The 20,464-nt window shown below is 55.1% G+C and carries 19 protein-coding genes; 8 read left to right on the forward strand and 11 right to left on the reverse strand.

Annotation, left to right across the window (positions count from 1 at the left end):
• Positions 1-60: 60 nt before the first annotated feature.
• From AC1Q8Q_RS11825 to AC1Q8Q_RS11855, 7 genes are all read left to right on the forward strand, one after another.
• Positions 61-1,041, forward strand: coding sequence for a ParM/StbA family protein (locus AC1Q8Q_RS11825; protein WP_028621613.1), 981 nt, complete (start codon positions 61-63; stop codon positions 1,039-1,041).
• A gap of 36 nt (positions 1,042-1,077) precedes the next feature.
• Positions 1,078-1,350, forward strand: a complete 273-nt coding sequence (locus tag AC1Q8Q_RS11830) for a hypothetical protein (RefSeq protein ID WP_080922816.1) — start codon at positions 1,078-1,080, stop codon at positions 1,348-1,350.
• Complete coding sequence (locus AC1Q8Q_RS11835; RefSeq protein WP_013100924.1) at positions 1,343-1,912, forward strand: transglycosylase SLT domain-containing protein; 570 nt, start codon at positions 1,343-1,345, stop codon at positions 1,910-1,912. The genes AC1Q8Q_RS11830 and AC1Q8Q_RS11835 overlap by 8 nt, the downstream gene beginning before the upstream one ends.
• 10 nt (positions 1,913-1,922) lie before the next feature.
• Positions 1,923-2,957: a hypothetical protein gene (locus AC1Q8Q_RS11840; RefSeq protein ID WP_013100922.1), complete on the forward strand. Its 1,035-nt coding sequence runs from the start codon at positions 1,923-1,925 to the stop codon at positions 2,955-2,957.
• 82 nt (positions 2,958-3,039) lie between these two features.
• Entirely contained in the window at positions 3,040-4,341 is a 1,302-nt protein-coding gene (locus AC1Q8Q_RS11845; protein WP_028621615.1) for an RNA-guided endonuclease InsQ/TnpB family protein, read from the forward strand.
• 18 nt (positions 4,342-4,359) lie between these two features.
• Positions 4,360-4,731: a hypothetical protein gene (locus AC1Q8Q_RS11850; RefSeq protein WP_169715582.1), complete on the forward strand. Its 372-nt coding sequence runs from the start codon at positions 4,360-4,362 to the stop codon at positions 4,729-4,731.
• A gap of 184 nt (positions 4,732-4,915) precedes the next feature.
• On the forward strand, positions 4,916-5,221 hold the full coding sequence (locus AC1Q8Q_RS11855; RefSeq protein ID WP_043859881.1) for a hypothetical protein: 306 nt from the start codon (positions 4,916-4,918) through the stop codon (positions 5,219-5,221).
• Positions 5,222-5,248: 27 nt separating this feature from the next.
• Here AC1Q8Q_RS11855 and AC1Q8Q_RS11860 read toward each other — a convergent pair whose 3' ends face one another.
• The 6 genes from AC1Q8Q_RS11860 to AC1Q8Q_RS11885 all read right to left on the reverse strand — a co-directional run bounded on the left by AC1Q8Q_RS11860 (position 5,249) and on the right by AC1Q8Q_RS11885 (position 13,058).
• Complete coding sequence (locus AC1Q8Q_RS11860) at positions 5,249-8,407, reverse strand: conjugal transfer protein TraG N-terminal domain-containing protein (RefSeq protein ID WP_047297001.1); 3,159 nt, start codon at positions 8,405-8,407, stop codon at positions 5,249-5,251.
• 11 nt (positions 8,408-8,418) lie between these two features.
• On the reverse strand, positions 8,419-9,819 hold the full coding sequence (locus AC1Q8Q_RS11865) for a conjugal transfer protein TraH (RefSeq protein WP_047297003.1): 1,401 nt from the start codon (positions 9,817-9,819) through the stop codon (positions 8,419-8,421).
• Positions 9,816-10,841, reverse strand: coding sequence for a thioredoxin family protein (locus AC1Q8Q_RS11870; RefSeq protein WP_102685523.1), 1,026 nt, complete (start codon positions 10,839-10,841; stop codon positions 9,816-9,818). Before AC1Q8Q_RS11870 ends, AC1Q8Q_RS11865 begins: the two co-directional genes overlap by 4 nt.
• Before the next feature lie 118 nt (positions 10,842-10,959).
• The gene (locus AC1Q8Q_RS11875; RefSeq protein WP_102685522.1) at positions 10,960-12,075 is read right to left on the reverse strand and encodes a DUF7146 domain-containing protein; all 1,116 of its coding nucleotides are present in this window, start codon (positions 12,073-12,075) and stop codon (positions 10,960-10,962) included.
• 51 nt (positions 12,076-12,126) lie between these two features.
• Positions 12,127-12,744, reverse strand: a complete 618-nt coding sequence (locus AC1Q8Q_RS11880) for a DNA primase (RefSeq protein ID WP_102685521.1) — start codon at positions 12,742-12,744, stop codon at positions 12,127-12,129.
• Entirely contained in the window at positions 12,741-13,058 is a 318-nt protein-coding gene (locus AC1Q8Q_RS11885; protein WP_102685520.1) for a hypothetical protein, read from the reverse strand. The genes AC1Q8Q_RS11880 and AC1Q8Q_RS11885 overlap by 4 nt, the downstream gene beginning before the upstream one ends.
• Before the next feature lie 410 nt (positions 13,059-13,468).
• Between AC1Q8Q_RS11885 and AC1Q8Q_RS11890 the strand changes: the two genes are divergently transcribed.
• On the forward strand, positions 13,469-14,155 hold the full coding sequence (locus AC1Q8Q_RS11890) for a hypothetical protein (RefSeq protein WP_102685519.1): 687 nt from the start codon (positions 13,469-13,471) through the stop codon (positions 14,153-14,155).
• 232 nt (positions 14,156-14,387) lie between these two features.
• Here AC1Q8Q_RS11890 and AC1Q8Q_RS11895 read toward each other — a convergent pair whose 3' ends face one another.
• Genes AC1Q8Q_RS11895 through traC form a run of 5 tightly spaced genes read right to left on the reverse strand, consistent with a single transcriptional unit; the run spans position 14,388 to position 20,455 of the window.
• Positions 14,388-15,107 (reverse strand): nuclease-related domain-containing protein, encoded by a 720-nt coding sequence (locus AC1Q8Q_RS11895; RefSeq protein ID WP_256585967.1) that lies wholly within the window; start codon positions 15,105-15,107, stop codon positions 14,388-14,390.
• Between the two features lie 36 nt (positions 15,108-15,143).
• Entirely contained in the window at positions 15,144-16,196 is a 1,053-nt protein-coding gene (locus AC1Q8Q_RS11900; RefSeq protein WP_102685517.1) for a TraU family protein, read from the reverse strand.
• Entirely contained in the window at positions 16,183-17,424 is a 1,242-nt protein-coding gene (locus tag AC1Q8Q_RS11905) for a TrbC family F-type conjugative pilus assembly protein (RefSeq protein WP_102685516.1), read from the reverse strand. Before AC1Q8Q_RS11905 ends, AC1Q8Q_RS11900 begins: the two co-directional genes overlap by 14 nt.
• Complete coding sequence (locus AC1Q8Q_RS11910) at positions 17,418-17,990, reverse strand: S26 family signal peptidase (RefSeq protein WP_102685515.1); 573 nt, start codon at positions 17,988-17,990, stop codon at positions 17,418-17,420. The genes AC1Q8Q_RS11905 and AC1Q8Q_RS11910 overlap by 7 nt, the downstream gene beginning before the upstream one ends.
• On the reverse strand, positions 17,990-20,455 hold the full coding sequence (gene traC, locus AC1Q8Q_RS11915; protein ID WP_013100910.1) for a type IV secretion system protein TraC: 2,466 nt from the start codon (positions 20,453-20,455) through the stop codon (positions 17,990-17,992). Before traC ends, AC1Q8Q_RS11910 begins: the two co-directional genes overlap by 1 nt.
• Between the last annotated feature and the right edge of the window lie 9 nt (positions 20,456-20,464).

Below are 20,464 nucleotides of genomic sequence, written 5' to 3' on the forward strand. Positions count from 1 at the left end.
TCATTCGCGTCGTCATCTGACGCACTTCTTTTGTCATTTTTTGCTGGGAGCGGCATTCGAATGGGTAACGCCTTAGGTCTGGATATTGGTTACAGCAACGTGATTGGCGTTTTTGGCAGTGGGGATGGGCATCCGGAGTCGATTATTCGCCCCTCGCAGGCCGCTCCCTTGAGCGTTCTGCCTGGGGATTCTGGGTTACGCGCTGGTGAAGTAATCGTGGAGGTTGATGGAGCGCCCTGGGTGGCATTTGCCGCGCCCGGCCGTGTTCAGGATGGACGAGAACTGCACGAGGATTACACGTCTTCGCACGCCTATGAGGCCCTGTTTAAGGGAGCTCTGCTGCATGCTGCGGGTGATAAAGACGTGATTGACTGCTTAGTAACTGGCCTTCCTGTCTCGCAGGCTCGCGATAAGGCCTATGTGGAAGCCCTAGTAAAGCGTATGACTGGGACGCATCGCATTACGCCAAAGCGAGAGGTTACCGTTAAGCGAGTAGAGGTTGTTGCTCAGCCGATCGGGACTCTGACAGAGATCTACTGCAACTCAGATGCATCGGAAGTTATTGAGGAGTCAGTTTCGATCATTATCGATCCGGGATTTTTCAGTGTTGATTGGGTCGTATTTGACCATCGCGAGCTGGTAGTCAACTCCAGCAGCAGCAGCCTCAAGGCTATGTCTGTTGTACTTGAAGCGTGCAATGAAGAGATTGCGAAGGATCATGGCGGTATTCCTGGCGTAGAAAAGATTGAACATGCGCTCCAGTCGGGTAAGTCATACATCCTGATTTATGGCCGCAAGGTTGAACTTGCAGAATATCTAGAGCGTGCTGCCGAACGTGTTATCCCATCCGTTTTCACTGAGATTAAGCAAGGACTTCGATTCCTGAAGGGCCGTGCTATCGACTGTGTGATCCTCGGCGGCGGGGGAGCCTCATTGTATGAGCCATTTGCCAGAAAAGAATTTCCCGATGCATTGGTAGTCAAGCCCGTGAACAGCGTAAAAAGCAATGCCGAAGGTTTCTGGCATATCGCACGCTCTTAATTTAACGGGTGCGCAAGGACGCGCTAAGGAGGGAATGTGGATAAAACGATGAGACTACAATGTCGAGTCACGCCAGCGACACAAGAATTGCACGCGCATCTTGAAACTATTGACCCCGATTATCGGGGTAAAAGACTTGTTGCAATGGCAGCGCTATATCTAAGCATGATTAGTGCGACCGAAGATGCTAAAAGCAAGCAAGCAGATACTCAGCAAGATAATATTGTTGCTGATGACAAAAAGGAACAGGTCAGTAATGAGCCAGCCTCTCGTCCAGTTGCCAGCTGGATAAGGGGGGCAAATGTTTAATATCCGTATCAGTTCTTTTATTGCAGTATCTGCATGCATTGCCATAGGTACTTCAGTGAGCGCTAAAGCTAATGGCTTTTCATTAAAAGGAACGATGTGGGAGCGAGCGTCAATGGCCTCCGCATGCAAGCCGGACCCTCTGCTTCTATATTCACTAGCTCTAAAGGAATCTAAAACATCTGCCGGAAAAGGGATGATTGCACCACACCCGTTTGCGCTTCGCAATGAACCTAGTGGCGCTCTGTACCCTAATACCTACATGGATGCCAAGGCTGTACTCGGCAAATATATTGCCGAAGACATCCTCACCGACATAGGGATTATGCAAATAAACTATCGTTGGAACGGCAATAGAGTAGCGCGCCCGGAGTTTCTTCTTGACCCCGAGGTGAACATCCGCGTTGGTGCTCAGATACTTTGCGAGTCGATTGCTCAATATCCTGTCGATATGCAACTTGCTATTGGTGGGTACCATACACGAAACCCAAAGCGTGAACTTGACGCACGCGAGTATGCGAGTAATGTGCTCAGCATTTGGCGTTCACTACAGCGTTTAAAGTAAGGGCAGGGACATGCGAGTTAAGATCAACGCATCGATGATACAAATGGGCCTGCGCTGGCTGACATCTGGCTTGCGGGATTTCAATGTCATTCTCGCCGAGCAGCGCTTGACTCAAAGCGATATGGTTTGGCTTTCGTCTTTGAGCGCGAACCAGCGTCAGTTGAACGCTGTAGATGCCCTTCCCGTTTCTCTCTACCGTGTTCACTACAACACCCTGAAAGTCGGCAGGGGCTACCTGGACGATGAGGAGTTCAGGGAGATTGGCAACAAGATGGTCATGTTCATGGAGTTTTGTCATTTCTCCCGCGTCAACGAAACAAGCCCTATTCTGGCTGTAGGCCTCGACGATGTTGGGTATCGGGTGTTCGAGGCAGGATCTTTCGACTCTCGCATGATGCTGGTGAGCCGCGGCGGGTTCTCGATTGGCACCAGGTGCAACCTCAGGAAGCTGAGGATGAACTTATCATCGCCAGATGATCAACTGAGAGACGTGACCACCGTATTGCTTGGCGACCTTCGGTACTTCCTGAAGCCTGGCGTAAGTGGCATAGGCCGGGTTAAAGACTATCCGTCTACGATGCCCCTCGATGTGGTTGCGACCGAGTTGCTTCAGCAGAAGCTACAGCCGAAGCTGGTCGCGCAATGGACAGGATTGAATGCAGACGAGGTAGTTCGGATGAAGCGCTCCTTGCTACGGGATACCCCCCTTGTCCAGTCCCAAAGCGGGCGCATACAGGCACCGAATAAGACACTGGCTGAAAGCCCTCTTCACAGCCTGCTCTACCTCACTGTGTACAGGCTGCTCGCCGACAATCCTCTTCGGCGGACGAATGCTCGCGCGGTGGTTGCGGCTCATCGTGAGTATGTGGAGCTGTGTAAAGCGGTTGGCGTCGAGGCCAGCGATATGATCTCCCCTTCCAATGGCTACCAGCTCAGCAACGCAATGAAGACCGGAGACATCACTCTCACCCCATGCAGCAAGTGCAAGGAGATCAATGCTCGTTACGCGCTCAAGCCCGGCCGATGCATCTGGTGCAACCACTGAACATCCTCTGCCAGGCCCGTAGCCAGGCGGCATGCCAAGCGGACGACTTGGGTTATGGGTGAGATGCTGTAGGGTCGGAAGCATGCAAAGGCGAAAAGTGACCTTTAGGCTTTACCCCAATGTCAGCCAGCAAGAACGGCTGGACGGCTGGGTGCGCCTGCACGCCGAACTGTACAACGCTGCGCTTCAGGAGCGCATCGAGGCGTACCGCAAAGCTGGTATCAGTATCAGCTACTACGACCAACAGAACACGTTACCCGTCATAAAACAGTTTCGGCCGGAGCTGGTCGAGCTGGGTAGTCATGCCCTGCAAGAGACCCTGCGCCGACTGGATCGAGCCTTTCAGGCGTTCTTTCGCCGGGTCAAAGCTGGCCAGTCACCGGGATTTCCCCGCTTCAAATCCAGCGCCCGCTACTCGGGCTTCTCCTACCCCGATCCAGCCGGCTGGAAGCTCCAGCAGCTCGGCCAGCGCGGCGGCACGTTGCGGCTGGGCAGCGGCAAGGGCGCGATGATGATTCGTCTGCGGGGCCGCCACCGTTTCGCCGATTTCACGCCGAATGACCTGACCCTCAGCCGCCGCCGCAATCACGCCACCGGCCAAGATCAGTGGTATGCCTCGATCACCCTACGGGTGCCCGAGTCCGCCTGTCGGCGTGAGCGAACAGGCGACGATGCAATTGGTATCGACCTGGGCGTCAGTCACTGGGCCAACTTTGATGATGGCAGCCAGATCGAAAACCCCCGCTGGCTGCGCGAGGCGCTGCCCCAGTTGGCCAACCTGCAACGACAACGCGCCAGAAGGAAGCGGGGTTCGCACCGCTATCGGCTGCTAAGCCAGGAAATCATCCGTCTGCACCAGCGCATTGCAGATGGACGGCGCGACTTCCTGCATAAACAAACGACTTCCCTGGTGCAGCGCTGCGCCCTGATCGCCACGGAAGAACTGCAACCCCAGAACATGAGCCGCAGCGCTAAGGGCACGGTTGAGAAACCGGGCCGTCGCGTGCGGCAAAAGGCTGGACTGAACCGGGAAATTCTCTCGGCCGGCTTCAGCATGGCGCATCAGATGCTCACCTACAAAGCGCACGAAGCTGGTTCCGTTTTGCATCTGTCCGATACGCGCCGATTAAAACCCTCGCAGCGCTGTTCAGCCTGCTGGGCCATCGTGCCCAAACTGCTCAGTGAGCGCATGCACCGCTGTGCCTGTGGCTGCGTGCTGCCGAGGGATCAGAACAGCGCCAGGGTCGTACTGCTCGACGCCTGGATACTGCAAGACACGCCTGGGACGGGCGTGACGGCGAGACTCAAGCCGCTGTCCGCGCAAGCGGTCAAGCCCAAGTCAACGACCCGCGAAATTCCGACGACAACCGCACATGCGGTTTAGTGGCGGAAGAGTTCATTGGTGAACGAGATGCGAAACGACAAAGTTGAGTGCCAGTGCTGCAAGAAAATGATGGTCCCGAAGGTGGTCACTAGCGCCCCCTTCTACATCAGCGGCGTCCCCGTTGGTGGCCGGGACCCGGAGTCTTCGGTTTGTCCGTTTTGCCTGTCGCCCAAGTGGATGCTGACTGAGCAGCAGGTTCTCACTGGAGCAAAAGCGAATGCTGAGTTTTTTGGCATCATGGTGTTGCTTCTGATCAACATCGTCGTGTTCGCCCGCTTGGGTGCCGAGGCGTTGGGCGTGAGCCTTGGCCTGTCTGTTTTGATGTTCCTGTTGCGGGAGCGAATTGCCATCGCGGTGAAGGGTTGGCTGGCCGAACTCTTCAAGGGATGAATTGGGCAGTCGATAGAGAGAAAGGTTTCGTTGTGCGCCAGGCTCGCCCGCAGTCGCGAAGGTGAGGTGTCTACCCATCCAGGGAGAGGCCTGCCCTAGCCAGTTCCTGCCATTACGTAGATTCGCTTGGGTTTACAGCGCGCTGTGAGATTCTTAGGGTAAGAACTTTCGAGGGGTGAACGAGATGCGAAACGACAAGGCTGAGTGCCAATGCTGCAAGAAAATGATGGTTCCACGTGTGGTTATGGAGCGATCGATTTATGTCGATGGTGTGCAGGTCGGGGGTGAGAAGCCTCTCAAAAGCATCTGCCCCTTCTGTTTGAGCGAGGAGTGGAATGGGATGCCTCGGAAAAGCGGGCTTGCTCGCTTGCGTCGTGATGCCATTCTTGGGCTTCGAGCGATTTCTTTGGAGCTGACTATCATTGGTGGAATCGCCCTCTTTTTCGCTGTCATGGCGATCTACCGATTTGTCTTTGTCGGCTTCAACTAAAAAGGGGCTATAAAGCCCCTTTTTTACTCATTCGATTGACGGTCTCCTCGGTCCGCTGGCCTGTTTGGGTTGTTCAGCATTTTCAATTGCCGCAGGTCTAAAGTTTTTGGGCAGGGGATTGTGACGATTGCCCGCAGCGACAGTTTCCACAACCGGCCGGTCAGCAGATGTTCCATCACTTCCTGCTGCCTGGTACGTCAATGAAGCATGGACGCCCTTCGCATAGTCTTCATCCCCGCCAGACGCGATCATGGCTTCCGAGTAGGTGTGGTAGGAGGACCACTGATAAATATCAGAGTCCGTTGGCATGCCTGCCCGGCTAGCTGCTCGAAGTGCGGCTTGGCTATCTGTCAGCCCCAGTTGCTGCCCTTCAGAAACGTCATTGCTGAATTGTGTGTTCTCGTTGCCAGCCAGGAAGTTCGTAAGCGTTTTGCCGCCCGACTGGATGCTCTGAACCGCCGATGCGGCCTTGATCATCAAGCCCTTATCATCGTAGTTCTTACCGAAGGTCGATAGTTGCTGCGCGGCCTCTGAATCTGCCGCCCCTCTAACATCCTCACTGTTGCGAGCATGCGCGAGTTGTGGGGCTAGGCTGTTCTCCGCATGACGGTTTCCGACAAGCTCAGCACCTTGGTCTTCAGCCGCTTCCTTAGCAGAAATGTTCATGTCCTGAGCACCTGCATATGCGTCACTGTTACCCTGCCATCTTGAATTGAACTCGCCTTGCAAACCTGAGTTCCCGGCCGTTGCTGCGCCGGCTTTGTCTGCTATGTTTGCAAACTCTCCCGCATTACCCTGAGCTACGTTGAAGTCGAATGGATTGAATTGGCTCATGACCAATTCGCCGAGCCTGCCTTGCTGGTTAATCGCCCGGATTGCCGCCATCGCCCTCTGCTCGTCCGTATTCGACGACATATCTTTGATGCTTTGGCTATTAAATGCTTCAGCGAAGAGCTTTTTCCCTTCATCAGTTGCACCAGCCATGCGCTGAAGTTCTAAGCCAGACTCTGCTCGAGATACCCCGCCTCTCGATAGCGACTTGATCGCTGCATCGCGAAGATTGAGGCCTTGACTTGCCCTGATGGTGTCTTGCTGAGAAGCCGCTTGGCTGTACGTATTCTGTGCCTGTAGAGCTTCAGTGCGGCTTTGATTTATCTGATCAGTGTTGCTAACACTACTTTGGGCCATCGACGAGTCACGGAAGGCATCACCGGTGGCAAATGTCAGGTCACGGGTGTTAGCGCTCTCCACGGAAGAACTTAACTGCGAGAGAGATTTTTCGGCAGTTCGACGCTCTGTGCCGCTCATTTCGGAAAGCGACTTGCCATCACTGGTTTTGAGGTTGGCCATGATGCCTTTCAGGCCGGCTTGCCCACCAAGCGCTGAGGCTGCGGTTGCCATGTTTATCGACGACTCAGAGAAACCACTGCTTCGAAGATTCTCAACTGCCTGGTTATAGGAAGAGCTTTGCTTGAGAGCATCGCTAGCTTTGATGCTTTCGCCCATTTGCGTCATCGCTTCGCGCCCCGTACTCGTCGAGGCTAGTTGCTGGCCTGCCGCTGAGAGGTTGCTCTGGTACTGGCTCGTGGCCGTTTGCGAGGCGGTTTGGGCGCTCTGAAGGACTGCACTCGCAGCTTGGTCGCCGGTTATCGTCTCAGCAAGCTGCGGCGATCCCGTTCTGCTCACCCCGGAGCTTACCTGGTCGGAAGTAAACGAGGCATTTTGACTGAGAACAGGTGCGCTATCCTGGGCCCGAGGATTCACGTCTTCGGACTTGAATTTGTCGCCTGCCGTCATTTGGCTCATGACGCTGTTGGCAACCATGGCAGAGCCGGAAACGATGAACAGTGCCAATGGAGGCACGGACGCCGCAAGCAGACCGCCAATACCCAGTGCCTTGCCGATGGCTTTGTCTATGTCCATGAGTTGGAGCATTGCGAAACCAGAACCTGTGGGGTCGTAGCCGTTGAATACGGCTTCCATCTGGGAGCCTGCATACCAGAGGGTAAAAGCATTCACGATACTCAACAGCGGCATCCACAAACCCACCGCCAGCGGCAACACGAGATACTTGCCGAGGATAGAAAGGCCAGGCCCACCCAGGAGCAAAGCAAAGGCCATGAACGGCGTCATCGCATAGAGCATGCCCTCGAAGAAGGCGATCATCGGTCTCATGTAGTGTTTGAAGCTGTCGCCCTTCCCCGCCCATTGAATTTCTTGCTGGTTGAGCGATTCGCGAAGAGCCATTGCGGCTCTTTGCTCTTGCCAATGGTTCATGGCATCGACACGGGAATCGTTGAAAATCGGCGCAATTAGCGAAGTCAAAACGTAGTCCTGAGCCGACTTGCTACTCAGTGCGAGGCTCTGAATAGCTTGGTCAGTAGCGGCTTGAACCTGGATACCGCTGGTCATGCGGTTGGTCTTGGCCTCTTCGCTGAACCCTTTCTGGAGAATGTCCTCTAGCACGTCTGTATAGACGTTCTGCAAATGGGCGTTGAGAAACGACCGCGCCTCTGCACAGCTTTTCATGGTGCCGGCGGTACCGTCATAGACGTAGATGAACATCGATGAGTTCTGGTTTGACAGCACCTCCGCCCAGCCAGGCGATCGGTACAGGTCGGTCAAGGTCTTATCCGTTCTCAGCGCCACGGGGTTCAGTGAACAGAATGTCATGTACTCGTTCACCGATCGGGGCAGATCCCACCCGTCCGCTTTTCGGTAGTTTTGGAAGCCGTCCAGTGCCATCGGGTTCCGAAGAGCGTCGCGCACTTTCGACAATGTGCTCAGACTCGAGAACAGCCCGTAGTCGGTCATGCTTGGAGTAGAAAATGCCTGCTCCGCGGTTTTTGTAATGCCGTAGGCCACCGTTGAGATGACTGAGCCGACAAAGGCAGGGCCAAGAGGCACGTTGTCCACCACCCGCACCTGCGACGACACCGTATCCTCGATAACAGTGGTGGCTGTAGGGCCGTAGAACATCATGTAAAGGACGAGCACAAGGCCCGCCTTTCCGAAGGTAATGGCCTGGTTATTGAAAACAGCTTGGAACGCCAACAGAAATAAGCCTATCAGCGCGCCAATACGGGCAAGGTCTTCTGCGTCACCGCTGCCTGTGATCATTGCGCAGGCATTGAGCATGATCTCAAGGAACTCGGCGCTGCCTGTCGTGTAGATAGTGAAGTCCATGGATATCTCCGTTACGCGCCTGCGTTATCGTTGATGGTTCCCTGTGGCAGGGTTCCATTATCAAACACAGGGGCCATCTGGAGCATTTTCTCGGCTTGGCCATCGGCATCTTTGCCTTGCATTGCTTCCTCGATGTACGAGCGGTATTCATCCATGAGCTCACCCTTGGTAGCCCGCAGGTCCTCAATCACCTTCCCTGCATCCGCCATATTCAGGCTGGTCAGGCCTTTCTCTGTATGCCCAAGCAGCTGATAAATCAGGCTCATCGAAGCATCAGCAGCAATTTTCTTGGCGAACTGGTTCAGATAGTCATAACCGGATTGAGCCCCTGCCTTCTGGGTGATCTTCATCAAATTCACCCCTACTCGGCTTGATGCGAGGTATGCAATCCGGTTTCCGTCAGCAGCGGTTGCAGTGCCGTTCGCAAAACGCTCAAGGATTCCGTTGTTTTGAAGATCCTCTAGGATTCGAGTCTCGAGGCCCTTGAAGCTGGTGAGAGTTCGGATGTTCGGGTCTGAGCAGTCCGGGTCATCCTGGTCGCACTGGTAGACCTTGACATCAAGGTTGGCCGAGCCCTCAACAAGAATCTTCAGACCTTCGCCGGTGATCAGCTTCGGCATGGGATGCGCAGCGAAGTTTTTCCCCCCGCTGGCGTCGTTGGTGAGCGACACGTTGTAGCTGCCGACCATCGACATGATGAATTCCGCGTTTTCGTCGCTGCCGAATAGGATCTGCGACTGGAGGCCAGACTTCATCATGGCGCACCACAGAACATTCCCTGTGTTCTCACATTGAACGGCCTTACCAGAGGCAGCAATCCGGTTGGCTGGTGAGTCTTCTTTGGTGGATTTCGCGGTAAAGAAGTCAGATGAGACGTTCGACCCGAAGGCCGTCATCGCGGATTTGAAGTCGGTGCTTTCTTCGTATGCCTTTTTGGCATTCGTAACCAACCCACTCGCCAGCTGGCAGCTGTTGGAAAACATTTGATTGAGCGCCTGGATCTTGTTGGCCAGGTTGCGGATCACACCACCTGTCTGAGCGTCCATCGCATCGAGGGCCAACTCAAAGGCAAAGCCCGAAACAATGCCAGCCGCGTTCGACGCCACATTCCTCATGAGCGCTACAAACTCTTCGCCGTTGATAAAGGAGAACGAGCCGCTGTAAAGGTTGATCCCCCCGCATCCACCCTTTGCGCTTGGCGGGGTAATGCTGATGAGGTTGGCGGTGGATATCCGATTCCGAAGGACAACGGACCCGCCGGTAATAACGCCGCGTGTGGCTGTTTTATATGCCCCTGGACTGGTGACGTTGATCATGCCGCTGAACATTTCATTGACCTGCTGTTGAATGTTCGCGTGAGCCCCGAAGGGCACCATCAGCGCTACAGCAAGGGCGATCGGTTTGATTTTCACTGGGCACCTCCGTTGTCTTTTTGAAAGGCACGACGAGCTTCATCGCGCATCCGATTCACGAATTCGTTAGGGTTTTTGGTTGCATCGGGCGGGGCGTCAGCCAATTTTGTGGCGTCGATCAAACCCATGGTGTTAAGGCGGGATGTGGCGTTGTATTCCTGATCGGAAATAAGCCCCGCTTCATTCGCCGCCATTAGAATCCGAGTGGTTGCCGTCTCCATTGAAACGGTGCTGAAGCTGACGATCTTCACGTCATTCGGAGGGATGACCAGGGCCAGCGCCGGCGAGGTGATGATGCCAAGCTGCTCTGCGAGCCCAGTGTCGTACTGCGTGTTTGGGTATTTGCCGCCAGGAAGGGGTGCCCCATCCATAGAGACGGGCATGACAGTAAACCCGTACCTGAACTCGAGTGCAGAGACCGCTGCCAGGGCCTGTTCGCAAAGAATGCAGTCGTTACCGTTGTAGAAGAACATCAGCGCAGAGCTGCCAGCGATGAGCTTCAGCAGGGTTTCTTTCTGCTTGCCGGCCGCCGTCGCTAGAGCGTCGGAGGCGGCGTTGGAGGCGGGATAACGCATATCCTCGTCGAGGAAGGGGTCATTACGGATTACCTCGACGGAGTGACGCGAGAATCGCTCGGCCTTGTCGAGCATGATTCGCTGAGCCCAGAAGTACGCACTCACATTCTCCTTCGTGGGGTTATCCATGGCTGCATCACGCAGCTTCGGAAGCATTTCCCGAATCCACGCCACGCTGCCAGTCGGTGGCAACTCGGGCGCGGGCGGCTCGGAGGCTTCCGTTTCGGCAGGTGGTGGGGCCGCTGGAACCGGCGCGGGCTCAGTTTTCTGGGGTTCCTGTTCAGGAGGCGGATCTTCGTACCAGAACCAGCCGCGTTCTTTGTCCTGATAGAACGAAGAACCAGCAACCTGGGGCGTTTTTGACTCGGCGGGCTTGGTCTCTCCCGCAAGAGAAATGCTGCTTATAGCGGCAGCAAGCAACAAGATGGGGAATTTTAGGGGCGTCATGAGTCCGTCTGGCCAAGATGGGGATGCTCGAATTGTGAGCGTTGGCCAACAGGAGGGGGCGCGTTTTCAGGCGCTTTTACGGTCGGAAAAAGAGAGGAGAGTCGAGAAGGCCAGAGGCCTATCGCTGTGCGCGATAGACCTCGTGGCCGAGGAAGCCGAGAGAACCACGTTCACGAAGAACATCATTCCAATCGACACCTTTGGAGCCGTCAGGGATGGGCATGTCCGGCAACATTATTTGCGCCTTGATCCCCATTTCCCACAGACGTTTTTTTAAAGCGAATGCCGCTTTCTGGCCGCCCTCCTTGCGGTCCTTGTCAGCCCAGATTCGGACTGCTTTGGTGCAGGCTGGTGGTACGAAGCTCTCCAAAAGGTAGGAATTCACCAAGGGCCATACGGGTATACCCATGGCTGTTTCCACCGACAGAGCTGTTTCCAATCCTTCACATACATCCAAGACTTCTCCTGGATGCGATGTTGGCACCGCACAACCGGGAAGCTTGCGGTTGCTGGGGATTGGAAACATTTTTTTCGGCTCAGCGAGATCAGCTTTCTCACCCTTCATTGTCAGATAGTGACGGTTGATGGTCACAGCCTGGCCTTCAGGATCGATAAGCGTACACACTATCCCTGGATGCTTAGAACGCTTGCCGGCTTTGTCCTTGTAGGTCAATTCCGGATGAAAGCGAACGTAGCGGCTCAGCTCTGGTCGGTCCCAAGCAAGAATGCCTCGGGAGCGAAGATAGAGCCTTGCTGGTTCCGCTGATGGGTCTGTGAGAGGAACGGTTCCCTTCCACAGGTTGCGCATAGCTTCACGCAGCCAATCGTCTGAAACCTCTGGTTTTGCTGGGGCTCGCTCCTTACGGATTACAACGCTTGGGATAAATCCATCAGCGGTGCGTCCATACGGGTCTTTGACCCGGAGCAATGCTCCAACCTCCTGTAAAGCATGGTGAAAGCTCCAGCGGTTGACCCACATCAGCAAGGCTATGCCATCAGCCTTGACCCCGCAGGTACGGCAGATCCCGCCGCTCGACGAGCCTGCCGTCTTACGGAAAATCTTAAAACCGTCTTCCCCACCATGCACCGGACATGGAACCCCACGCCCTGCTTTTTTGTGAGCCGGCACCAATGAAGATGCGAGGCTTGCGTATATGTCATGCCAGCGGCCATCAGCGGCTACCAGCACATCTTGCTTCTCTGGGGCGTAATTGCCTTCTGAGTCTTTGGACATGGGTACCTCCGTTTGGTTGAGATGCGCCCCGAAGGGCGCATTTGCTGGCTATTACACGATCTTGATTTCCCAGGAGTTGCGGTAGGTATCAACCCAGTCCTGTTCTTTCTTGCCGTTGACATCGACCTCTTTGAGCACTTTCACGGGGGTTTTCCCGAGGAAGGTCAGCGAGATAACGTCACCTTGTTGCGCGCCGGACTGGCGGAGCTGAGCGCTAAGCTCAATCCCCCAAACCAGGTGCTCACCGATCCGAAGAAAGAACGAGTTTCCGTTCTTCTTGCGGAACCGATACGGCGCAAATCCAGACCCGCGGTATTCACCGGTCACGGACTTGCCAGCCACACCCTGAAAGTTGATCTCAGTAGCACGCGCGCCATGGTCATCACCGCCTTCGGCGGATTCGACTGCTGACGCTTTTTCTTGGCGCTCGGGTTGTGAATCGCGAGGGATGAACTCTCCCTTGATCTCGTCCGGCTGTTGATTCTCGATCGGTGCAACCTGTTTGCGATCTTGCGGCCGATACAGCTTGTTGATCACAACAGTTTCGAGAGGCTGCGTCGTTTCCTGATGCTCCGGCTCGGGCAGCTTGTGCGCGAGGCGGTCAGAGACAATGCAAAGGCCTTGTTGCAGTCGGAGGTAGCTAGGAACATCGAAGTCAACACGGATCATTGCTCTTCTCCCTGGCGACGCAGGTAGGAGGGAATGTAGTAGTTGTCATAATCGATGCTGTCACACCAACTGGCGTTGGCTGCGACTTGAGAGGTCTTAGTTGCCTGAGGGTACGAGGCCTTCAGGCAGCTGCGCAGATACCGAGAAACACCCAGCAGGATCTGCTCAGCGTTCAGAAGTACCACAGCGAGGAACACACAGAATGCGAAGGGCAAAATCTGCTCTGCAAACTGCGGTGCGTATACAGCTCCCAACATCGCAACGAGGAAGCCAAACGCGGTCAGCACTTTAACTTTGAGGGTTGTAGATGCCATTTTTCAGTTCTCCATTTTTTAAGAACGGAGAACGCCCTAACGGGAGTTCCCCGTCAGGGTTTTTTTGACACAAAAAAAGGAAGCCCTATGGCTTCCTTTTTTGATCGGCACTACGCGAACGCAGGCTTGGTTTTTTAGCTGATAAGCTCAGCTTGGCTTTCTCCCAGACGCATACACGTCTTGGGTACCAGTGGCAGCAGCATGCTGTCACTTAGGGTCAATGGCCTCCAGGAGGCAAATTCTTAATCGACCTTGGCCGATGAGTGCCGCAATTCTCGCCGCCATTTCACTCTGTCGTCAACCAGAAAAACGCACCTCAAATTCCGACGCTATTCGTGCGTGAAATCGAAATCCAGAGGCTCCGCAAGCTGGTGCAATAGGCTGGCCACCAACATCCGGAGAAACCGCTAATGGCGACCGCTCAACCACAACCTACGAAATACCAATACTCCAAGCCATCCCTCAAAGGAAAAATGGTACTGAACACGGAGCAGGCCAAGTTCTTCGCCGGCAACCGTTTCGATAGCCTCATGACGGCCCTTTTTATCATCGACGTTACGTCCCGCAAGCTGGCGAAAAACCTCAAGACCTTTGATCACAAAGCGGTGGTTGATGCGGTCTCGAAGAAAATCGAGCGCATGGAAGTAGCCGTGCGTGACGAGTCTGAGCGGATGGACACGCTTTTGAAGAGCTTGGGAATCAAAGAGCTTGCAGGGTACAGCTCCCCACTGACTCGTGAATTCGAAATCACCAGCCCAGAAATCAAGCGGATGAGCAGCCTGCTTCAGGCATTTGACCATCTGATTATCCAGGTCGATACCGCCTGGCTGCATGAGAAAATCGATAGCTCGGAAGCTGAGGAATTTCGTGCAAACAAGAGCAACCAAATGGCCCGGCTGATCCGCTCACTCGTTGGCCTCGGTCAGAGCGCGCGAGCAAAGGCATACGCCAGCAAGGTTGCAGAGCTCCAGGAAGATATTGAGAAGGCTGAAGCCAAAGTGAGCGCTGAGAAGGAGGAGCGCGAGGCTGCGGGTCACATTGAGCCTGATGGCAATGCCGACGCTCTCGACTCGCTTCCTGAAGAAGCCGTTGCTTGATCGCGCCAGTAATGAAAACGCCCCGCATTGCGGGGCGTTTTACTTAGGAGAGTCATTATGCTTGATGATCTTACGTCAACACCGGCAAGAACCAGTAGAAGACGCATACAAGCGACGGATCAGCCTCCTCCCCGCGAAGCCATCCCACTGTGGGCAGAAGAGCTGGCCACCCACGAATCGCTTGAAGCGCCACCAGAGGCAGTATTTTGGGATACGGTCGCAATCATCTCTGTCACTGCTGCTGTTCTTGTTGGGGTGGCGATAGGTGTTCCTCTCGGGGTCTATCTTCATGGCACGTTGTAGATCCATCCTCGCCTCGGCGCTTCAGCTTTTCGACATGCCGTCTTGCAGCCCAATACCCTCCCTTGATTCTGCGCTCGCTCAGCGCCCGGCAAATTGACACCACATGGCCCCGAGTAAAAACCGGGGCTTTGTAGGACTGGATTTTACGAATCACGCCCCAAATGCTGTAGACCCGCTCAGGCATTCCATAAGTGAAGCTGGCCTGCCCTGCCATCACTGCGTAGCTGTGGATTTTCTGAGAGTGGACTCCGGTGACCTTCTGAACTGCCTTCACGTGTGCATAGTTCTGCATCAGCGGGTTTTGCACGCGATATTTCCTTCGGCCGACGATCTGCAACCAGCTCTCGGGGGCTTCTGGGTAGGTAATGATCTTTCCCTTGAAACACTTCGTTTCCAGGACAAAGATCCCGTAGCGCGACACGATAATGTGGTCAACCTGTGTCGACTCTCCCCTTGTCTTGCCGCGATAGATCGCGTTGGCGAACACTTTGTATTCGCCACTGAGGCATAGGCGGAGCATGAAGTTCACCTTGTACTCACCCCACCACCCTCGGTAGGCCGGGAATTCAAGTAGACGAACGTGGGCGATGCCCGCGAGAATCCCCAGAATAAAAACCGGGGGTAGGTACAGCATTAGAAAGTCATTCATACCATCGCAAATCCGCCCTTACGGGCGGATTCTCCATTAGAGCTTCGAGCAGCAATCTGTCCATCGCCAGAACATGTACATGGCATCGTTCCCTGTACCTGGAACATGCCGACTAGGCCCACCCTCCCAAGTCTGCGGCGGTTCTCCGAGCCACATTGCTCTGCTGTTCTGCGACTTTGGCCAAAACTGGGTCACTTTGTACTGGCTTTTCGGAATCGTCGGGTAGATACCCGCCTTGCACACGTTTTCATCGCCCATAGTGCGACGAGCGAGGCCCCTGCGGTGTTGCTGAGCGATCACTCGCGCAGCCAGCAATGCTGTCGTCCGGTTTGCATCTTGCGCCACTGTTACGCCGGCAAACGGATAGATGCTCCCCCACGTCCCGGTACACCACCAAAGCGACTCCAGAGGCTCCTTCCGGGCGGTTACCAGGGCGGATTCGGCAGCACAGGCCGCAATGGCAATTGGATTTGCTACGGCCGCGGACTCAGGGTGCTGGAAGAAAGCCAACGTGCCGTTGTTCCAAGTCGGGTCGATCTCAGTGAAAGAGATGATATCGAGGTCGAGATAACCGTCCGGGTTGCATTTGGTAGGCGTGTAGAGATCGAGGATCTGAAGTAGCGGGAATGCATACAGATGGGCGTGGTAGAACGAACCGGCAGCCTGACCTGTCTGGGTGCTGTTGTCCTGCCGAAGCCGGCCATAGCTGCGCTTGTTGCCAAGCGGCAGCGTTACACCACCTAGGGTTGGCGAGCAGCCGGGCTTACGGACAGTTTCAACCATCCGTGCTGGCTCCCACATTGCCGTGATGATTCCGGGCTTGTAGATCGAGGACGAGCCTTGCTGGCAGATGCAGAAGACCATTTTTGTAGCCTTCGCGGGGGCTGTGCCGGGGGTTATTTGCACACCAGAAACACGAATTGGGAAAAGGCACGCCCAGCAGATGTCGGTGAACAGCTTCGGACCAAAAAGGCCAGAGTCCTCACACATCACCTCTCCGGAAGAGGACGCCTCAGCCGCTACCCCTGGCAGGGAAAACATGCCTGCAATCACCAGAATTGCGGCGGTTATTACCTTATTGATGCTCATGATTGGCCTCCTCGAAGGCTGTTTGAGCAACCTCGCGGACGATAAAGTTTTTGGTGTCGGCTGTTACGACAGATGGGGCTCGAAGGATTTGGAAGCGCTCCGCCATGTCAGGCGGCAGCAGGTACAAGGGCGCATCCAGGCTGTCTTGAACGCTGTTGAACAGATCCCAACCAGAGGCAGTGGGAATCTGAGTCGCCATCACCGTGACGGTCAGATTTGCCCCATGGTCTGCATATTCACGCCTGGCCAGGGCAACCTGCCAAGGCTGCGTCGGATCAATCACGACCAGTTTCTGGTCAAACGGCATCATGTCGAGTGGATTGATCCTCCCCGCCTTCTGAACAACCCTTCCTTGGCTGTCGAGGATGTCATTAGGAACGATGACAGATGCGTCGACGAGACGTGTCGCACTCTCCGTTACCGGCGGCAATGGGTGCCCTTTGTGGTTATCCCAAAATCGAGCGATCGCTCGCTTCTTCATGGCGTCGGTGTCCAGCTCTGCGATGCGCTGTTTCGCAACCTCCATGAGGTCTGGCTCGATGATTTCCTGTGTAGTGCCAATAGTGCCTAGATCCCCACGCTTACCATCCTTAACGGCCCCCTCGATATAGCTGACAGAGGACGAACCAGCAGCTTTAGCGATCAATGCATCATTCGGTGCTTCGAGAGCGACGGTGGGGACGGCTGAAACGCTATGACGCTGGAATGCGAGAGGATCGAGCAGAACACTCACAGTGCTTTGCGTCTCTTGCGTGAGGAGGTGCATTTTGGTCACAGCATCGCTCATCGACATACCATCAGGGATGCCTCGAAAAACGATGCCAACACCAGGCAGTCCGTCAAAGGACAGCAGTATGTCTTTGAGGGCAGTGGCTCCCATCGACCACGACACGAATATTAGAGTGCGGTTTCCATCGCCCAGGGGATGTTTTTTCTCGCGATCTGAGCCATCTGCGCTGGCGAGTGCTGACTCGTTCTGCAGGGACTCCTCATCACTGCCTTGAGCGATCGCCTTTTCGGCCATCTCACCCACCCAACTCATGTCATCGCGGCCGCTTACTTCATCGCGTGCCGCTTTCGCATTTCGGCTGATTTCCCTGACCTGCTCGAGGAGCGCCGGATCGAATTCATTGATGTCGTACTTGCGAATGCCAAGGTCATCGCCGGCGATGGCCATCGTGCAGCCGAAGGCCAGCCCAATGCACATGGCTAGTTGCTTTTTCACCATATTGGATACGCCTTCCCGATGATTTGGTCCGTCGACGCTGAGCCCCAGTAGCGGGAGTCGAAAGAATCTGGCGTGCGGCCGAAGAACCAGTAACGGCCCTCGCCTATTTCCCCTTCCCGAACGTATTTCTGGGGATCAATCCCGTGCTGGTTGGCTACCTGAAGCCCTTTGCCCACGGACACGCCATTGATGGTTGTCTCATCAAGCGTGACCTTGGCGCGATCGCCAGGCATCCCCTCGAGCACCTTCACGATGATCGTGCCGTCAGCAAAAATCGGACTCAGACCTTTGGAGTGAAAGGCATAGATTTCCCCTCGCACCAGGTCATCCTGCTTTTTATCGATGATCCATAGCCTGTAAGGGGGCAGGCATAGGGAGTCCTGGCTAGCGATAGCGATCGAATAACGGGATGCCAGCAGCACAACGCTGCCGGCAACCACTGCGGAAAAGAGTAGGCCTTTGCCGAGAAAGGCTGCCGAGAGTCGCTTTGGAGCTCGATCTCGCTCAACCTTCGCCATTGCCCTTCGCACCTTGGCCTCAATGCTGAAGGGGTTCGACAACGCCATTACGCGACTTCCGCCGGATTAGAGCTGTACTCGACACCTCGGTCACGGAGCACGCGCAGAATTGCCTCATCCTGCGGAACGCCAGTGAGCGTGTAATTTCGGATCGCCTGCACATCTTCAGGTGCGGTCGAGTAGAGGAGGATCGAATATGGGTCCACCGTGAGGCGCACGATACCGGCCCCGCGGGGGGTGAGCATGAAGATCTCGGAGTAATGCCCCTTGTACGACTTAACAGTCTTCAGGATTCGATAGCCACCCTCTCCCAGCGGCAGACGCTTGTTTTCCTGGATAGCATCAATAGCTTCGGCCTTTTGACCGAGTAGGAGGGTGAACGCGGAGTTTTCAGCAATGGCCTGTCCGACTTTGTTCTGATAGAGGTCGTTGACCCCCTGGGTAATGACGATGGCACTACCCCCATATTTCCGGAATCGCCGGTAACCGTGCTCAATGAATTCACCAACGTTGCCCTGGGAGAGCAGCGACCAGGCTTCATCGATGATCACAATTTTCGGGCGGTCACGCTCACCGAGGTACATGTCCTGCTGGATTTGGTAGATCAGCTGAAGGAGCACCACTTGCTGAAGGTGTTGGCGGCCCTTCAGTTCCTCAAGCTCGAGTACGGTGAAGGGATTCTTGAAGTTGAGATTGTTCTTCCCGTTAAAGAAACGGCCGTACTGCCCCTTCGAGGTGAATGCGAAGAGCTGATGGCCAATGTCTTGAATACGCGGATCTGGGTCGCCAAGTAGAGAATCGGCGATGTTGTCGACGATCATCGTCTTGCCCAGCTCTTCCCAGCATTGTGTGAGGTGCCTTTTTAGCCCGGCAGTTTGGAAGTCGATCAGGGGCACGGTTGGGGCAGCCATGGCAGAGAGCAGCCCAACCAGGACATCCTCCTCCTCGCTGTAGTCCTCAATCAGCTCGAAGGGGTTGAGACAGAGATTCGACTCCTGGTCAAAGCGTGCAAAGTCGCCCTTGTACGCCTCAGATAGCTTTAGGTAGGACAGGCCCACGTCGATGACCCACACCTTCGCTCCAATGCTCAGATACGACGTGATGAGATAGTTGGTCGCAAACGACTTACCGGAGCCCGACTGGGCCGCGATCATCGCGTTGTAATTGGTGTCGGAGTCAAAGAGGTTGAAGCTAACCGGCTGACCGTTTCGGGAAATGAACGGGGCCACCTGGGTTCCAGTGCCCTTCCAATCGCCATAAATCGGCAGCAAAGGTAATGCCTGGGTGAGGCTCAATGTCTTGAACCGGAACAGCTCCCTCATCGCATCCGGGTCGGCACACATAGGCAGGGAGTTCACGAACACGGGCAGCACACAGAACTTGTCCTCCATGAGGCTGAAGCCCTGCGTGGCAAAATGGCTCTTCGCATTCGACGCTGCCTGAATGAGGTCTTCCCGGTTCCGGCCGAATACCACGAGGGTCATTGTCGCCTGTACGTTGGGAAGCCCTTTGTCGAGATCTTCAAACAGCGTGTCATAGGCTTCCTTCGTCTTCCGTAGAACGGGTACGAAATGCACCATCGGGCCGAAGCTCTGGTTGATGGCCCATTGGCGGCGCTTCGACAGCTTGTCCTTTGTTTCCAGCTGGGGAGGGAAATACAGGGTCATGTTGATGATGCAGTTACCCCGGATTCCGCCGCGCTGGGACAGAATGTCAGCGAGGTACTGAGAGGCATCGCCCTGCCACATGACATCAGGGAAGCGCTTGGCCGACAGCGTTTTTACAAAGCAGTCATCTCCGATCTGAAGGTGGTCTTTCTTCACGTCGAGGCTGCGGTTGTAGTCGAGGATCTGCTCATTCAGGGGCTTGTCTGTGTCCGCCTTCATGTCCGGATCTTCGCGCCACGATGCCGATGGCCCTTGGTTCAGGATGGAGGAGAAAATTTCACGGTAGGAATCGTTGGTGAGCGGCACGGCTGCCAGGTTGCAGCTGTCCAGCGAGGTTCGCAGTCCGTCGAAAAGCTCCTTCGCCGCGTTCGCTTCTGTCTGGGTAGGCAACGCATTGGCGATCGGAATTGTTACGGATACGACCAGGCTCTGTTCACGAATGCGTACACCTGAGATTGAATCAACTGGGCGCATGGTTCGGTCACTGAAATACTCGGCCCGCGCGTTCGTCACTTTCTCCAGCAAGGCTTGGGTTTCCACGGGAAGGTCAGTGCGGCCAGATTCACGGAAGGCCCGACGCAGGCGAAGGAATCCCGTCTTCATCTCATTGATATTTTCAGTGCAAATCAGGCTGAACTGGATTGTTGTCTTCTCAGGCCAGTCGACCGTCAAACCAGCCTTCAGGCGGTCGCCTTCATCCCCGTTTGAGCCTGAGAGCGGGGAACACAGGAATGCGAATCCTAGGCGGTTCCCTTCCAGCTGGAACAGGTAAAGATTCGGCTCGTAGGCGAGGCCGTTGATCAGCTTCGAGAGCCGCGGTGTTGAGCGGATAAGCGCTTTGAGCATTTCTGAATT

The sequence above is a fragment of the Pseudomonas sp. GW823-FHT06B06 genome (genome assembly GCF_058795195.1).

What these genes read in the sequence shown, in the direction of transcription:
- AC1Q8Q_RS11880 (WP_102685521.1), bottom strand. Translation starts at nt 12,744, where the DNA reads ATGATCCGTGTTGACTTCGATGTTCCTAGCTACCTCCGACTGCAACAA.
- AC1Q8Q_RS11855 (WP_043859881.1), top strand. Translation starts at nt 4,916, where the DNA reads ATGCGAAACGACAAGGCTGAGTGCCAATGCTGCAAGAAAATGATGGTT.
- AC1Q8Q_RS11890 (WP_102685519.1), top strand. Translation starts at nt 13,469, where the DNA reads ATGGCGACCGCTCAACCACAACCTACGAAATACCAATACTCCAAGCCA.
- AC1Q8Q_RS11895 (WP_256585967.1), bottom strand. Translation starts at nt 15,107, where the DNA reads ATGAATGACTTTCTAATGCTGTACCTACCCCCGGTTTTTATTCTGGGG.
- AC1Q8Q_RS11840 (WP_013100922.1), top strand. Translation starts at nt 1,923, where the DNA reads ATGCGAGTTAAGATCAACGCATCGATGATACAAATGGGCCTGCGCTGG.
- AC1Q8Q_RS11825 (WP_028621613.1), top strand. Translation starts at nt 61, where the DNA reads ATGGGTAACGCCTTAGGTCTGGATATTGGTTACAGCAACGTGATTGGC.
- traC (WP_013100910.1), bottom strand. Translation starts at nt 20,455, where the DNA reads ATGCTCAAAGCGCTTATCCGCTCAACACCGCGGCTCTCGAAGCTGATC.
- AC1Q8Q_RS11905 (WP_102685516.1), bottom strand. Translation starts at nt 17,424, where the DNA reads ATGGTGAAAAAGCAACTAGCCATGTGCATTGGGCTGGCCTTCGGCTGC.
- AC1Q8Q_RS11900 (WP_102685517.1), bottom strand. Translation starts at nt 16,196, where the DNA reads ATGAGCATCAATAAGGTAATAACCGCCGCAATTCTGGTGATTGCAGGC.
- AC1Q8Q_RS11910 (WP_102685515.1), bottom strand. Translation starts at nt 17,990, where the DNA reads ATGGCGTTGTCGAACCCCTTCAGCATTGAGGCCAAGGTGCGAAGGGCA.
- AC1Q8Q_RS11835 (WP_013100924.1), top strand. Translation starts at nt 1,343, where the DNA reads ATGTTTAATATCCGTATCAGTTCTTTTATTGCAGTATCTGCATGCATT.
- AC1Q8Q_RS11870 (WP_102685523.1), bottom strand. Translation starts at nt 10,841, where the DNA reads ATGACGCCCCTAAAATTCCCCATCTTGTTGCTTGCTGCCGCTATAAGC.
- AC1Q8Q_RS11875 (WP_102685522.1), bottom strand. Translation starts at nt 12,075, where the DNA reads ATGTCCAAAGACTCAGAAGGCAATTACGCCCCAGAGAAGCAAGATGTG.
- AC1Q8Q_RS11885 (WP_102685520.1), bottom strand. Translation starts at nt 13,058, where the DNA reads ATGGCATCTACAACCCTCAAAGTTAAAGTGCTGACCGCGTTTGGCTTC.
- AC1Q8Q_RS11845 (WP_028621615.1), top strand. Translation starts at nt 3,040, where the DNA reads ATGCAAAGGCGAAAAGTGACCTTTAGGCTTTACCCCAATGTCAGCCAG.
- AC1Q8Q_RS11860 (WP_047297001.1), bottom strand. Translation starts at nt 8,407, where the DNA reads ATGGACTTCACTATCTACACGACAGGCAGCGCCGAGTTCCTTGAGATC.